Raw genomic sequence first — 16,350 nt, forward strand, 5'->3', positions numbered from 1 at the left:
AAATATAATTTCTATTCATAGTTATAAGAAGTATTAATTTTAGAATAATATATTTTTCCTGGAACACCGTTTTTATCCACAGCTTGAACACCAATGTATATATACTGATTTTCATTTTCATCTAACTCATGAATATAGTGTCTTTTCATTGTAGTTTGGCCTAATTTATATCAACTTATTAAATTGTTAGAATAAAATAAATTATAATAGTCGGCTTCATTTCCTTCTGTTTCTCAATTAAATCTAATATTTGTATTATATTTTTCAGAATCTCTTTTAACGACATATTCATTATTTATTTTTTTAATTTTTGATTCAGTATTATCAATATTTGACTCTTTATTTTCAATTTTAAAGCATCCAACTGATAATAAAAACTTTTCATCTTTTGGGTTTATGTTTAAACCTAGTTTTGCAATTCTGTTTTCAGAGTTAATACTGTTAAGTGTACTTAAGTCAGCGCTTATCTTGTATCAACCATCATTAATTTCTTCAACATTAGTTGTTATTACGTTAGGTGATGAATTGTCTTTTGAGTCAGTATATGTAATATTAATCTCATCTGAAGTTAGTTTATTATTAAAACTTTTATCAGATGAACTTTTTTTAACATAATAAGATACTTTATAATTATTTTTTGATAAATTTGTTCCCATTAAATTTCAAAAGTATTTTTGGCTTGTATCTCATGTTGGTTCAATTACTTTTCCACCATCATCAAAGTCATAACCCATACCTATTGAAATCGAATTACCTTTAACATAAGGATTGTAATAATCATAATATGGACTTAATTGTCCTTTATCAGTTATTTTAGTTACACATTTACTACCATCATTTGTAGTAATTTTTAAAGTTTCACCACCACATGAATCACCAATAGGTTTTGTAAAAAAGTCTCATTGGTATGTAGGATTAACATCGCCTAATCTTGAATTTGATCAAGGAAAAGTTTGATTATATAACAATTTACCATCTTCATCCCTGTTAACAAAATAGATCCCTGAACCTGTTGAAAAGTAAGTAGTTAATGAAGGGTCATTATCTTTTTCAACATCTTTAATGTTTGTATCACCATAATCACTATAATCATTTTCAATAACTTTATCAGCAATTACAGTTTTTTCTAAAAAGTTTTTACCAACTCCAACTCCAAATTCATATAAACCATTATCTTTATTAATTTCAAAGAATTGTTTTTTTGGTGAAGTAATTTCTGTCTTATCAAATTCTGATGATTTAATTCTTGGATCGGTTTGATAAATTTCATCAATGTTTTGAGTACCTTGACTTATCATTTCATTGATTCCCTTAGATTCTTCGCTCAAATAACTGTTCTTACCTGTCATTTGATATATTGAATAAAGATTTGATATCTCTTGTTCCATAAGTAAATATTTATATTCATTTTCTTTTGTTAGAAATGGTTTTGAATTTACTCAATTTCTAAATGATTTTGCAAATTCATTTGCAGCACCTGAGCCAAATAATGCAAATGAGCTACTTGGATTTTCAGTATCATAGCCACTATCTTTAGATCAAGGAAATATCATATTTTCATAATCATATGTCCCAACACTTGGTATTGCAACACTTTCGTTATATAAATTATAGATATTTTTTCTTGCTTCATTATCATTATCTCTCTCTCTTTTAATGTAAGAATCAAGATTTAATGATCTTGTTGAAAAATCTAACTGCATTCCATCGGCATTTTTTGCAGCTTCTAAAGATTTTTTTGATTTAGGTTTGTTTGTATACTCATCATATTCAAGTGATGCATCATTTGTATAATAAAAAATTCTTAATACTTTACCTGTTTTTTCTTCGAATGATTTTGCTTTTTCTCTAAATTGGCTCATTATTTTATTCATTTCTTCATTTGAAATTACATAACCATCACCTTGTGAACCATTTGCCTCATTATTAATAAATCAACCATCAAATCCAAGTTTTTGACATTGTTCAATTAAAACATCAACAATTTTTAAATATCCGTCTTTGTCATTTTCTAAAATAGTTCTAACAGATTCTCTTGTTAAATCTTCTCAACCAGACATGTATCATAATCCTAAAACTGGTACCCCACTTTTATGAAGATACTCAGAATAATCTGCAAAAGCAGAAGTTAATCATCCTTTATTTGTAATAGCTGGTCAAGTATAAGATTGATGGGTGTAATTTAAATTAGTTAAATTTCCTCCAAAAGGATTTTTAGTTCCAATTATTGAACTTGATGAATTTGAAGGGTCATGAAACATATTAAAGAATGTTTTTGTTTGCTGAGTTTTTAAAGTTTTTTTAGCAACATAATTTCTATCTCTTAATTCTACTGTTGAAGTATTGTATGGTATGTCCATATCAGTTCCATCATTTCAATCAACTAGTTTATTAATATAATTATATTTTCTAGATCTTGAATTATATCCAAAATCGACCCACTGATTACCATTAGGTCTATATGATTTTATTAAAGGAGAACCTGTGGTTGCTTGTTTTCTTATAGAGTTATAACCTTTATAAGAGGTTGAATATTTATCATAATTAAATATCTTATCAACTGGACCTTGTCCTGCACTAATCTCTTCTAAACTAAGGTTTTTATTATCTAAATTACCTTTAAAATCATCATACATTCAATTATAACTATCACCATCATCTGTTTGTCCTTTTGATCAATCAAAATCTTCAAAAGATTCTAGGTATTCTCTAGATGTAAAATCACCAATATTACAAGAAATTACATTTATTGTTAAACTTGCGCCTAATGATATAGACATTGCTAAACTCATTAATTTTTTCATTATTTTATACTCCTCATATATGCAAATCTAGCACCAACTCCAAATAATACAATTCATATTGATGACATTACAAAACTAACTGGTAAAACTATTTTAGAATTGTTTGTAAAAAAAGTAAATGGCACTTCTAATTTTGGATTATCAATAATTTGCAAAATATTATAATCATAAGAAGTTACGTTTGTTAGTAAACTTAATGCTAATCATTGAAAAGCCTTAATTGGGAAGAAATATCCTGCTGCATTGAAAGCAGCATTTATTATTGTGTCTACAGTATAATTACCATTTAAAGCACAATCTCCTAAAATTAAAAATGTTATAACAATTATAGTATTTATTCCTTGGATTACATATTGCGATTTAATTAATGTACATAGTATGTATGAAATCAATAATAAACATATCATATAAAACAAATATGTATTAATAGACATTACTATTGAAAAAAAGAATAAAAAACCTTCTCCAACTGTTTTATCCACCATAAACAAATCACTTAAGTTATTAAAAACATGTAAAGTATTTTTGTATATAAGAAATTGTTCAACAATAAGCAAAGAAATAATAAATGTAAAAAATGAGATTAAAGATACAATTACACCACAAATTAATATAGATAAGTATATTTTTCACTTACTTATAGAAAATATCTTAGTTTGTTTTAATAGAATACTAGATTCAAAATTCGAGATAATAAATGATAATGTAAATAAAGAAAATGTGAAAGGTACTATAAACAATGTGAGAACTTCTCCCATTCTTTCAGAATAGTCCACATTCCCAAATTTAGTTTTAATTAAAAATAAAGAAACCCCTGCAAAAGTAGGCATAATTATTGAAAATATATACATTTTTGATGTTTTAAAGATTGCTTTAAAAATGTAATTAAATAAATCTCTAAAAGAAACTTTGTTAATTAATTGAGTTTTCATAATACACCTACTTTCATTTAAAGAATCAAATTGATAAAAATACTGTTGTGCTTGTTATTATAATTGACAATATTAACAACGCATAAATGTTACTAATAAAAACATAACTGTCCTTATCATTTATTACTTGATAAATCCCACCCTCATAATCTACAAATGAAAATGAGCTAGTCATCAATATCAATCAAGACATATATTTTGTTAAAGATAAATATCCAAAATAAGTTAAAAAACCTGAACTTGTTGTTATAAATGATGGTATTAATACATCAGAAAAAAGAGCTAGAAATGTAACCAATATTACTGGAACGATTGGTCTAAAAGATTTATATTTTATGACATCCATTATAGCGACACTAGTACAAAATACAACTATTTGTATTAAAATTAAAGCTAAAATAACTCAAACTCAATTTCATCATAATAAATTAGATAAATTAGAAAACCTTAAATTTAATTGAAAAGTTGACATTATATAGACCCATAATAGTGATAAACAAAAACCTATTATAGTGAATATAGAACTACAAATTATAAAAGAAAATATAATAGAGTATCTTTTAATTCCTACAAATTTCATCCTTTTAAGCAAAGATGATTCTTTAAGATTAGATAAATATAGTGCAAAATATCCCCCTGATATAAATGCAGGTATTAGACTTAGACATATTATTTGAGGTGGTAATAAAACAAAGTTACTTGAATAATTAGAATATCCAAATGATAAAATAGATACAATTATTAAAGAAGACAGATTTATTATTACCCATGCTCTTTCATTTCTTAAACTTAATGAAAGCGATATTCTCATTATTCTTCCAAAATTTGAAAAGCTTTTTTTGAAGTTTATTTTATTTTTGATCATGATTTATTTCCTTAAAGTAATTTTGTAAAAATAATCTAACAGATCCAAATTCTTTAACAATTTCTTTTACGCTACTATCTCTATAAATTTTCCCATTATTCAAAACTATAATTCTATTACTTATTTGTTCAATTTCTTCTGGTATATGAGAAATTATTAATAGTGTAATTTCTTCTTTTTTTCTCAATTCATCAAAGAATGAGATTAATTTCATTTGCATTTTTAAATCAAGACCTGTTATAAGTTCGTCTAAAATCAAAATTTTTGGTTTTTTAATTAAAGATAACAATGAATTAAATCTTTGTTGCTCACCACCAGAACAATAATTTAGTCTTTTATTAATAATGTTTTTAACTTCAAAAATATCTATAAGACTATTGATGTAATCATCATTTTTTCAATTTTTACCAGAAAGTAAATTTAATAAATCTATTGCTCTTGTATTAAAAGGTCAATCACCCTTTTGGAATTGAATACCAATACTTTCTTTTAAAACATTATCAGTTTCATTTTTACTATCTAAGAATAATACTTTTCCTTCTGTTGGTTGAGTTATTCCAGCGATTATTTCAACAAGAGTAGTTTTACCACTACCATTTGCACCAAGTATACCTATACTCTCACCATTTTTAATTTCAAAGTCAACACCATCTAAAACAACCTGGTTTTTATTATATTTTTTTGTTACATTTTCTATTTTTATCATATTTATATCTCCCTAGATTAAAGCATCTTATCCATTGCAAATAATAGTAAGTTTCATGTTTTTTGAACAAACCCTCTTACTTGATCATTAAACTCAATTCAAGGATTAAAACCAAGTTTAGTTCTATTATTATAATTATTTGTAACTTTATCAATATCATCAACAACAACATTATCTTTATTATTTTTATCAAATTCAATAATATTATTTTGATCATAACTTATATAAATGTATCTTAAGTCTGTTGTACTATAAGTCAATGCTATTATTCTCAAATCATAAAAAGAACCATATTTGTAAGCATAATATAATAATGAACCTGGGGTTGCTCCACCCCCTCCACCTTCTTTGTGTGAGAATACATTATCAATACCTTCTAATGGATATGCTTTTACATTATACATACTTGAGTTGGGATCAATAAAATCAATGTAGTTAAGTCCAATTTCAACATAGAACTTAATTAAATTACTTGCAATATAACATAATAGATTTTCATCATTGAAATTATATTGATTTCAATCCCATAATTTATATTGAATAAATTCATTTGATGTATGGGTAATAATTCTAATACCAAGACTACTTCTATGATATTTAGGATCATAAATACTTAAGACTCTACTGTCTGAGTCTTTTTTTGCTATTAGTTTTAATGTAATATTTTGATTATTTCATTTAGTAATTGTATCTTTATTTACTTTTGAAGACGTTTTATAAAAAATATTATCAGTATTATTAAAATTTATTAATTTATAATATTCTTTATTTTGATAATTTCTTTTTTCTGAATCATCAATATTTAAAATATTAAGCAAAGAATTTGGGTCTTCTTTGTTAATATACAAAGTATATCCTGCATTTTCAAGTGCTGTAAAATTTGATATTTCATATCTACCAATTTCATTTAATTCTGATGCACAAGGAGAGTTATGCCCCATAACTTGTAAACCTAAATAGATATCATCAATTAACTCACTTTTATATTTAAGTGGTTTTTTTTGTTCAAAACTAGCGTTTATATAATCCATATTCCCATCAATAACTCTATTCATTATGTTATTTAGATTAACTTTGTAGTTTCAATCATATGCAGAAGCATATGATTGTGAACCTTCTAGTAAATTATATCAATTTGCTCTAAATCTTGGGTCTAATTTTAAATCCTCAAAATTAAGTAAATTAGATAATGCTGTTGCATAACCATTTGCATTAGTTGTCTTTTTTACAAGCCAAATTATTGATGATATAGGTACTGAGAGTAGACAAAATAAACTCAATATCATCAATGAAATTGATTTTCATTTTTTTTTCATTTTTTATTCCCTAAAATTTCCTTCTAATTATGTAAAAATATAATATCATAAATTTTATAATAAAAAAAATCAATACAAATTTTAAAAGTTTGTATTGATTTAGAAACAATAATATAATTTTATTTTAAAAAATTTTATCTAAATTTTGAATTTACTAATGATGCTCCAACAACATGCCCAATTAGAACTATTACAATTAAAGCTGTTGATATAAAGTAACTTGAACCAATTTTATACACATCTATGCCTCAAGCTTTATTCAAATCACTTGTTAAACCACAAATTCCTGCAAGATATAAAACTGCAAAAATAGCTATAAATATTGTAAATAATATATCCATAATTAATTGAACTTTATTATTTATCAAATCTTCTTTTTTGAAACTTACAGCATAAATAGTTATATTGTAAATAAAATAAATTAATGAGAAAACAAATGCTAGTAATGAAAAAATAAAAATTCCTTTTGATAATCCACTGAACATTCCTGAATCTGTATCGTTATTAATTACTCTAAATCCAGAGGTTATTGACTCCATGTTACTTGCAGCAGTTGTTTTATCTCCTCATCCTTTAAAATATCAATATTCTGTTCCCTCAACTTTAATACTTGTCCCAATTGCTAAAACTGATATTGTAATGATTAATTAGACAATTCCAGAATAAATCATTCTTACTAAAAATTTCTTATTTAGACTCATACTATTTTCCTTTCTGTAAAGATTATTCTTTACATATAAGGATTATACACTTATAAATATGTAAACTTCAATGATTATCAACTAATAACTGGTTTATAAATTTAATTTAAGATTGATATAGACTTGAATATTAATTTTAAGCCCTTAAATAAAGGGTTAAAACTAATTATTTTTATATTAACAATTATTTATAAAATTAATTAAGATAATTTAATATTTTTAAAAAATATTTTTGAAGCAAAAAAACTTCCTTTTCCTGTATCACTTAACTCTAAACTAAATTCATAAATGCTAAATTGAAATAATGAATCACCTTTTGAACCTTTTATAGTTGATACATATACTGTTATTTTTAAACTATTTTCAGTTGTTTCGTTAATTGTCTGTAGTGAAGAAACTTCATTAAAAATTTCATTTAAATCTTTACCTAAAAATTCCATTGAATCTTTTGGCATTGATTCAAAAATTAAAACTTGTCCATCAACATTACCAAAACTATATTTACCTCAATTAAATTTATCAGTTAAATCTAAATAATCTTCTCCTAGTTTATTATCAATTACACTAACTGGATGATGTTCGTTTCCTTCTTCATAATTAAAAATATTTGTTTTAGTTTTATCTATAAATAAATTAACTACGTCTTTGTTACTTTTTCCGTCTTTAAAAGTAAGCTCTTTTGAGTTATCTGCACATGAAACTACATTTGATGATAATGTTGCAGATGATGATATTATTCCTAATGATCCTAATATGCTTAAAATTTTTTTCATAATTTCTCCTTGTTAAATACATTATAATATTAACAAAAATATTTACTTAAATAAAAAATAATAACACTTTAAAATTTATTTCACAAAAAAACTATTTATTATAAATAATAAATAGTTTTATGGTTTTATTTTTCTTATAAACTACTTGCAAAAGTAAAAGTTACAGGTATATCTTCATCTGTATATGATGCATTTCATTTTGCTTTAACTGTTGCACTTGTATCAGTCATGTTTGTTACATCAAAGTGAGAAGAATAAAAATTCAAATTCTCATCAGCTACTCCATTTTTAATAGTAATGCTTTTTTAATTGCATCAATTTTATCACTTTCACTATTACTTACTGGCGTGAGTTCACCTAAATCTCTAACTTTTAATACTGATGAATATTTTTTTACTTTAAGTTTAATAATTCCTTCACCTTTACAATGTACACCATCAATATCATCTTCTTTTCCTGGTTTTGCAGTTACTCTCATGTTTGCAATTGTAGTGTTTTCTGTTGGTTCGGCCACAACATTACCATTACTATCTAAAAATTCGATATTTGCTACATCTTTCATTTGTTCAAGACTTATAACAAAGCCAATCATTACCGCCATATCTAATAAAGGTTTTACAAAACCATCAAAAGTTGTTAAAATATCTTCTTTTTTATAACTTTTAATCATAAGTTTTTCCAATGTTTACACTATTTGGTCTACCTGCTGCTCCTAAACCTTTTCCATCAATTACATCTTTAAGCATTGAAACATCAAAACTAATTCTAAAATTATATTTTACATCAACAGTACCTGTAAATTTTATTGATTTTAGTTTAGCTTTTAAAGAAGTATCTTTATTTGAAGGACTTTTTACATAGTCAAGATCACTAGTTTAAATTTCAAAACCTGGGTTTTTTAAGTTAATTACTTCAACAATTTCAACAAGATCTATACTAGTCATTAAATCGGTTTTACCAATTATATCACCTAAATCTTTTGCTTTAATATCTCCTATATTTTGTTTTTTAAAGTAGCTGTAATCTATTTCAACTTTTCCTGAAAAATATTTCGATCCGCTTTTAGCTTTTAAGGTTGCTTTTTGTTTTGTTGGGTTTCCTTCCAATTCAACTTCAGCTTTTTTAGGTTCTCAATCATCATTTTTACTATTTATTGGAGTAATAATTTCACTTAAAACTGGTAAGTCTTTTATTCCTCCGATATCTCCGAGAGATTTAATAGGTAATGTAGATAAATCTTTTATGTTTAGTTTTGTATAAACATACTCAACTTCAACACTTCCTGTAAATTTTGTAGATGTTGAAAGTGCTTTAATTTTTGTTTTTGTTGCAGAAATCTGACCATCAACCTCAACTTCTGAAGAAGTTAAACCGTAGTTATCATTAATTTTGTTAATTTGTTTAACAATTTCATCTAAAGTAGGTAACTCTGCTTCTCCTTCGAAATTTCCCAATTCTTTTGTTGGAAGCCCACTTAGGTCTTTGGCACTAATTTTTGAATAACTATATGTAACCTCAACACTTCCTGTAAATTTTGTAGAAGCATCTAAAGCTTTTAATTTTATAGTTTTAATTGATTGAGTTCCATCAATTACTACATCACTTGTTTTTAAACCATAATTTGAGTTTTTATTATTTATAGCACTAACAATTAGGTCTATTGTTGGAAAATCAGTTGTCCCCTCTTTGTTACCAAGTTGCTTTGTATTTAATTTTGATAAATCTGTTTTGGTTGTTGTGGCATTTCCATCTGACGCCTTATCATCACTATTACATGAAACAACAACAGTTCCACTTGTTGATATTAATCCTAAAGTTGCTATTAAACTTAATAATTTTTTCATAAATTATTCTCCTTCTTTTTTTTACAAAACTAGATAAAAAATTAGAATTTGAAGAATAGAATTACCGTACCTTTCTTTTTATCTCTTAATTTTTGGTTTAATAATTTAAAAACCTTCATTGTTTTTTCATTTTTATATGAAGTTATTGAAACTAGTAAAAAATTTTGAAATACAAAGTTTTCATAAAAATAATTGGTATCATAATTTATATTTAAAAAATTAATAAAATTATCAATTACTTCTAAATTAAAATTGTTTTCTATAATTTTAATTTTTTTGCTTTTACACAAAAAGATAAAAGATAAAAATAGAGAAAATATTACTAAGTTTAATATTAAAAACACAGACAGCAATAGTAAAAAAGAAACAAATAAATCATAATTATCGTTACAATCATAAAGACTAAAAAACTCACAAATTTTTAATGAAACTATTGGAGTCATAATAAAAATATAGTTTTTTAATAATTTTATGTTTTTTTCTAATAAAAATTATAACAAATGATCATTATATAGGCTAGTTTTATATTCGTTTATTATTTTTACTAATAATGAAAATTTTCACATTAAGAAAGAAGAAAATAATATAATACAGGTTATAAAAATAAAGTTGTTAAAGTGCTGTATTATTTTTATATTTTTAAATAATTCTATATTGAATTCAAAAATCGTATTTAAAAAATATATTGATGCTAAAAACAACAATATATTTAATATAACTTTCTTTCCTTTTTTTTATTTTTTCATTTTAATCATTATATAACTTTATAAATATAAGTCAATTATTAGTGTACTTTAAAAATACCATTATATATGGATTAAAATAGAATTTAATTATTTATTTTATTTTAGTATTATAAAAAAATTTAATTAAAAAATTAGTCCTTCAATGTATTCTCTAATATTATGAAGTGCATTATTTTGCATTTTTTCACGTGCAATTCTTATATCATCTACACGTTTTAAAATACTTGATTCATTTTCCTTTATTCTTTCAAAACTATCTTCAAATATTTTTAGTAATTTTGGTAAATGTATTTCTTTTCAATTATTAAACTCTTTAATTTTTTCATCATAGTTTGTGATTAACTTTTGAGATTCATATTTATTTTCTATTTTTATAATACTTCTAATTATTTGACCTATAAAGACAAAGTTATCAGGATCACTAAGGTAAATATTAGGATTTAAATCTGATTTTTTAAATGGAATACCTGGGTATTTTTTATTGAAGGATGTGGCGACTATAATTCCATATTTTGAACCTTGTTTTGCCATGTCTTCAATAAGTTTTTTTTCTCACACATTACTTCACTCTGCATTTTTAACTTCATAAACAATTTTACCTATTAGTTTTGAGTCTAAAATTACTTCTTGTAAATAATCAGCTTTTTTATCTTGAGAAGTTATTTTTGTAACTCTATCTTCTTCAAAAACCTTAAGCAATTCGCCATGAACGTCGTGCTCAAAATTTTCTCCTTTTGTTTTATTTTGTATAACTTTATTTGTTGCATTTGCTATTTCTAATTGCAATATTTTATCATTATATGTTTTAATTTCATATTCATACTTATTCTCAATTTCTTTTTGTTTTTGAAGAAACTCGGCTTGTTTTTCCGCTAAAATTTTTTCAAGTTTAATATTGCTATTTGTCAGTTCTATATTTTGGTCATTTATTATTTTATTTAGTTTTTCAAGCTCTATTTGTTTAGTTTTATTAAATAATGCTTCTTTTTCAAGAATAGTGTTTTCAAGAGTACTTTTGTTATTTTCTACTAAAATATTTAATTTAGAAATTGTATCTTTTAATTGATCAATTTCTTTTTGTTTGTTACTATTAATTTCAATTTCTTTTTTTGACAATAATACTTCGAAATTTGATTTTGCATTATTTAGTTCTATTTCTTGATTTTTAATTAATAAATTTAGTTTATCAATTTCTTTTTGTTTTTCTTTATTAAATTCATTTTCTTTTAAAGCAAGTTGTTTGTCAATTTCAATTTTTTGACTATCTTTAAATTCTTCAGTTAATTGTTTTTTGATACTCTTTATATATTCTTCTCTGTGGTTATCAAATATTGTTTTTAAATTTGCTAAAATTTTTTCATTTTTATCAAAATCTTCTTCTGTAATTTTATGCCCACAGTTAGGGCAATTAAAAAATAAATTCATTAGTTTTCCCTCCTAAATCAAAAATAATAAATTTGATTTATTTATTAGTTTTTTAGTGATTAGAACCTACAAGTAAGTCTTCAAAAGAAAGTGAGATATTCTTCCAAAAATCTTTGAATAGATTTTAATCACTATCATTATAACTCTACATAAAAAAAATAATTATTATTTTTTTCCAAGTTTATTGATTTAAATAAACTTTTATAAGAAAAAAACCACATTAATGTGGTTATTATAATTTTTAAAATGTATTTTTATTTAAAAAAATTAGTTTAATTGTATATATTAAATTGTTTGTTTAAAATATTTCATATATTATCACTTATATTTTAAACGTAATTAAAAAATACAACAGTTATTATTGTTGTATTTTAAATTATTGTGTAATTTTAATTAAATATTAATATATGTTAAAGAATTCATCTCCATTTTCATTATAACAATTAATTCCTGTTATTACTCAATATGGACTTTCTGTATTTTCAGAAATATTTTCTCAAACTACTTTATATTTATTTTTAACATCAGTATAGTCTTGATAGTTACCTAAACCATCATAACTCATTAAATCATCATCACTTAATTTTAGTTGACTTTGTCCAAGAACTTTTCCTGAATTATCAATTTTTTCATTATCTAGTTTTGATTCAAATTCTGAAATATGTTTTTTTTGGTACTCAATCTTTGTTTGATATGGATTGAATTTATCTGGAACATTAACTTTAGTAGTTTGTTTAGAAGCGCTAGAAGTAGAATCTCCTTTACCAGTATATGATAATGTAAATTCCATTTTTCCATTTACTTGCGTGTTATGGTTTGTATCTATATTAACATTTGAAATATTTCAATATTTGTTTTCAGTTAAATATTGGAATATATTTTCATGTGGTGTTTTCATAGAATCTGATAAATAATTTCTAAACCCTTCAACTAATGATCTAAATTCTTTTTGACCTTTTACATTAGAATCTGTAAATCCTTTAAATAGTTTATATAAAATTGAATTTTCTTCAAATTTTGAATTGTTATATCCTAATTTTGAAGTAATTTCTGATCTTTCAGATATACTTAAATCAGCTATATTATTATAGTTTTCATATTTTTTTATTAATTCATCAGATATATTTCTATAATCTTCATTTGCAAACATTTCATAAATATTTGAACCTAATTTTAATAAGTTTAAACCCCCTGAATAATTATCAGAAGTAACAACATCATTTCAAACATCCTCTGACATATATTTAATTAATAAACTATAAGTGCTTTTAAATACACTTTTATCATTAACAAATAAATCTTCTGTAAATGATTTTTTTTCTTCATTGCTTTGATTTGAAACGTTTTCTAATATACTATTTATTATATTGAATATGTCTTTAGCATTTGTTCCTGGGTTTTTTATATCTCTTTCTTGTTTTTTATATAAAGCTTCAATTCCCAATTCTTCAACATTAACAGATGGAATTATACCATCTTTAATAGGTACAATTGCTTTATCTAAACCATTGATTTTTTCTTTAATATCATTTGTTAAAATTGAACTATGTTTATTAAATACGTCTTCATCTTTTTTTAAGGATTCTAATCCTTCTCAAATTTTTGTGATTAATGAAAAACCTAAAGCTTGTGTTAATTGATATGTGTCCATATTAAAAAAATTAAAAGATTTTTTTGAATGAATCATTGGTAATAAAATGTTGCTAAATTCAGTCAATAATGTTGCTCCATTTGATGTTTCTGAAAAGTTATCAAACATTGATGCAATAGATGAAATATAGGCATCGGCCTTATTATCCCCAGCAATTCTCATTACAAGACCACCTGTTGAATTAAATTCTTTTCTTTTTTTAGAATCATTAGTAAAAATTGATGATGAACTGTCGTTAACTATTTCTAAATCATCATCACTTCTTTTACTTCAAGACATATAGTCTAAATTTTTCATTTTTTCTGCAATATCATAACCTTCATAATAAGCACTTTTCTTTGCTTTTTGCATTAAAAGTAAAGAATTATAATATAGATATCCTGATCCATTTGTTCCACCAGTTGTAGGACTTGGTTTATTTACTTCATTTGATTTACCATTTGTATCACTTGGGTTAGCTCCATCAAAACCATTTGCTAATAAATAGTTTGATAATGCCCCAGTATCTTGGATTGCTCAAGATAGGTTTTTTCTACTTTCAATATTTGACAAATCAATGTTATTTCCTAATCCGGCTGCAAATCCCATTGCGTTATCACCACTTGTTTTATTAAAACCTTGATTACCATCTTTTGAAAATGTGTCATTAAAATAATATGATGTTGAATTTTCATTAGCAGAGTCACCATTTATCATATTCTTGTAAAAATCATTGTTATACATTCCCATAACATAACTTGCAGCCATTGTTGCATTTTTACCAGTATTAATTTTTTCAATGTTTGGTGCTAAATAATTTTTATATTTATTTATATCTGTAGACATATTAATATTTTCATCATTATATTTATATGTCATTGGTAATTTTAAAGATAAGGCTTCAGGTGATAAAAATAATGATAGTATTTCGTTAACATTGTAATTTAAGTTTTCATGTCTACCACCAATAATTAATTTAGACAACATACTTGCACCCTCAATCATATCTTTTTGAGTTGGTGTTAATGAAGATGACCAATCACCTTCTTCTTTAGTATTATTATTTTCATTTCCACAAGAAACAACATATAATAATGGACTACTTGATAGTAATAAACTTCCTAACAAATTAATTAATTTTTTCATAATTTCCCCTTATAAAATTAGTAAAATGTTTTACTAATAGATTAATTATATAATTTAAAGTTATAAAATAAATTTCAGAATTATAAAAATGTTTTTAAAAAATTTATGATATTCATTTTTAAAGAGTTTTATTTTATAACTATTTTTTTCAACCTTTAATTTTAGATTTGTTTAGTTTCTAACTTAAGTTCTTAAAATAATTAATCATAATTATGAAGTTTCTTAATATTTTTTATGTGTATAAGTGAATCCTAAAAAAATATTTATAAAGTACTTTAGTTAGTGCCTTTTTTCACAAAAAACCTCTTTGCTTATAATTTTATGATCTTATTTAGATTAATTTTTAAATTATGTCTAGAAAAAGTGGTTGTATTAAAATAACTATATTTTTTTGCTAATTTCATCAATTTTTAAACCGAAAATACTATCACTAAATTCATCAAATTCTATATAACTAGCAATTATAAAAAACTTATTATCAAGTTGATTGAAGTTATCTAAATGAATTTTATTAATTTTATATGTTCTTACTAAATTGTCCTTAATCCTTGATCACAAACGATTTGTTCTATTAACTTTATAAAAGTTATTGTTTTTTTCTAAAAATCGATATTCGTAATCGTCATCTGTATAAAACTTAAACACAAATCAATTTGTTTTAGTTTTTATAACTAAATCTGAATGTAAGTGTGTTTTTAAATTATTTTTATTGTAAAAATAGTCTATTTCTTTATAATTTGATTCAAACAAAAATTCTACATCTTCATATTTGTTAGTAATGTAGTTTTTTATTAAATTTGTTCATTGTTTTTTTAGACTTTCCATAAACACCAACCTTAATAAAAAATACAATGTTTATAATTAAATTCTAAATATATTATATATTTTTATGGTTGGAAATATAAGTCTAGACTGTGCAAATATAGTTTAATATTAATTTTTAGGTATAAAGTTACCTTTTGTAAAAGGACTAATATTATCTTTTTTTTCTTTTGGAACTATTTTAACTGGACCTCCACATAAAATTAAAACACCACCAATTAGTCCTCCACTAATTATTGCCACAACACCAGCTCATTTTAATACTTTAAAGTGGTCAGAAAGAACAAGCGATGAGAGAATTATATTGGGAAAACTTAATATCAAAATAATTAAAAAGAATATATTAGTTAAATTTTGAAAAGAAATACTTGAATTTAATTCCATCAACTTGTATTTATCATTTTTATATTTATCTATTAGACTTTCCAAATAATCCATATATATAAATCCATAAAAGAGATATGATACACAAAAAAATACTGCAAATGAAGTTAATACAATTGTAACTATGCATCCTGTTTTAGAAATTGAATTAAGTTTCATACTTTCTCCTTAATTTTTATATGATTATTATAATTAATATTACCTATTTTTTAAAGTTAAAATAAAAAATACAACAATTATTATTGCTGTATTTTAA

At 23.6% G+C, this 16,350-nt stretch carries 15 protein-coding genes; 1 reads left to right on the forward strand and 14 read right to left on the reverse strand.

Translation table 4 applies throughout. The features are described 5' to 3' along the window. Nucleotides 1-11 precede the first annotated feature (11 nt). The 9 genes from SLITO_RS03720 to SLITO_RS03755 form a co-directional block, all read right to left on the reverse strand. Entirely contained in the window at nucleotides 12-2,804 is a 2,793-nt protein-coding gene (locus SLITO_RS03720) for an endo-beta-N-acetylglucosaminidase (protein WP_075058433.1), read from the reverse strand. Then, a complete protein-coding gene (locus tag SLITO_RS03725) occupies nucleotides 2,804-3,736 on the reverse strand; it encodes a hypothetical protein (RefSeq protein WP_075058434.1) in 933 nt (310 codons plus the stop codon). Before SLITO_RS03725 ends, SLITO_RS03720 begins: the two co-directional genes overlap by 1 nt. A gap of 7 nt (nucleotides 3,737-3,743) precedes the next feature. After that, nucleotides 3,744-4,547 (reverse strand): hypothetical protein, encoded by an 804-nt coding sequence (locus tag SLITO_RS03730; RefSeq protein WP_144416410.1) that lies wholly within the window; start codon nucleotides 4,545-4,547, stop codon nucleotides 3,744-3,746. Between the two features lie 40 nt (nucleotides 4,548-4,587). Next, a complete protein-coding gene (locus tag SLITO_RS03735; protein WP_075058436.1) occupies nucleotides 4,588-5,307 on the reverse strand; it encodes an ATP-binding cassette domain-containing protein in 720 nt (239 codons plus the stop codon). Nucleotides 5,308-5,324: 17 nt separating this feature from the next. Beyond that, on the reverse strand, nucleotides 5,325-6,623 hold the full coding sequence (locus tag SLITO_RS03740) for a hypothetical protein (RefSeq protein WP_075058437.1): 1,299 nt from the start codon (nucleotides 6,621-6,623) through the stop codon (nucleotides 5,325-5,327). A gap of 134 nt (nucleotides 6,624-6,757) precedes the next feature. Beyond that, complete coding sequence (locus SLITO_RS03745) at nucleotides 6,758-7,162, reverse strand: hypothetical protein (RefSeq protein WP_075058438.1); 405 nt, start codon at nucleotides 7,160-7,162, stop codon at nucleotides 6,758-6,760. 362 nt (nucleotides 7,163-7,524) lie between these two features. Further along, nucleotides 7,525-8,097: a hypothetical protein gene (locus tag SLITO_RS03750; RefSeq protein WP_075058439.1), complete on the reverse strand. Its 573-nt coding sequence runs from the start codon at nucleotides 8,095-8,097 to the stop codon at nucleotides 7,525-7,527. 134 nt (nucleotides 8,098-8,231) lie between these two features. Then, nucleotides 8,232-8,363 carry a hypothetical protein gene (locus tag SLITO_RS06180; protein ID WP_268794768.1) on the reverse strand — a complete coding sequence of 44 codons (132 nt, stop codon included), beginning with the start codon at nucleotides 8,361-8,363 and terminating at the stop codon, nucleotides 8,232-8,234. Between the two features lie 11 nt (nucleotides 8,364-8,374). Next, nucleotides 8,375-8,767, reverse strand: a complete 393-nt coding sequence (locus SLITO_RS03755) for a hypothetical protein (RefSeq protein ID WP_144416411.1) — start codon at nucleotides 8,765-8,767, stop codon at nucleotides 8,375-8,377. 11 nt (nucleotides 8,768-8,778) lie between these two features. Here SLITO_RS03755 and SLITO_RS03760 point away from each other — a divergent pair, with 11 nt between their 5' ends. Beyond that, the gene (locus tag SLITO_RS03760; protein WP_075058441.1) at nucleotides 8,779-8,958 is read left to right on the forward strand and encodes a hypothetical protein; all 180 of its coding nucleotides are present in this window, start codon (nucleotides 8,779-8,781) and stop codon (nucleotides 8,956-8,958) included. Nucleotides 8,959-8,972: 14 nt separating this feature from the next. Here SLITO_RS03760 and SLITO_RS03765 read toward each other — a convergent pair whose 3' ends face one another. The 5 genes from SLITO_RS03765 to SLITO_RS03795 all read right to left on the reverse strand — a co-directional run bounded on the left by SLITO_RS03765 (nucleotide 8,973) and on the right by SLITO_RS03795 (nucleotide 16,253). Further along, complete coding sequence (locus SLITO_RS03765) at nucleotides 8,973-9,941, reverse strand: DUF7941 domain-family protein (protein ID WP_075058442.1); 969 nt, start codon at nucleotides 9,939-9,941, stop codon at nucleotides 8,973-8,975. A gap of 869 nt (nucleotides 9,942-10,810) precedes the next feature. Beyond that, nucleotides 10,811-12,112, reverse strand: coding sequence for a DUF2130 domain-containing protein (locus SLITO_RS03780; RefSeq protein ID WP_075058445.1), 1,302 nt, complete (start codon nucleotides 12,110-12,112; stop codon nucleotides 10,811-10,813). A 400-nt stretch (nucleotides 12,113-12,512) separates the two neighbouring features. Continuing rightward, complete coding sequence (locus tag SLITO_RS03785) at nucleotides 12,513-14,888, reverse strand: hypothetical protein (RefSeq protein ID WP_075058446.1); 2,376 nt, start codon at nucleotides 14,886-14,888, stop codon at nucleotides 12,513-12,515. 381 nt (nucleotides 14,889-15,269) lie between these two features. Next, nucleotides 15,270-15,713 (reverse strand): hypothetical protein, encoded by a 444-nt coding sequence (locus SLITO_RS03790; protein ID WP_075058447.1) that lies wholly within the window; start codon nucleotides 15,711-15,713, stop codon nucleotides 15,270-15,272. A gap of 108 nt (nucleotides 15,714-15,821) precedes the next feature. Further along, the gene (locus SLITO_RS03795) at nucleotides 15,822-16,253 is read right to left on the reverse strand and encodes a hypothetical protein (RefSeq protein ID WP_075058448.1); all 432 of its coding nucleotides are present in this window, start codon (nucleotides 16,251-16,253) and stop codon (nucleotides 15,822-15,824) included. Nucleotides 16,254-16,350 lie beyond the last annotated feature (97 nt).

This window comes from Spiroplasma litorale, assembly GCF_001267155.1.
In the GTDB taxonomy this organism is placed as follows: Bacteria; Bacillota_I; Bacilli_A; order Mycoplasmatales; family Mycoplasmataceae; genus Spiroplasma_A; species Spiroplasma_A litorale.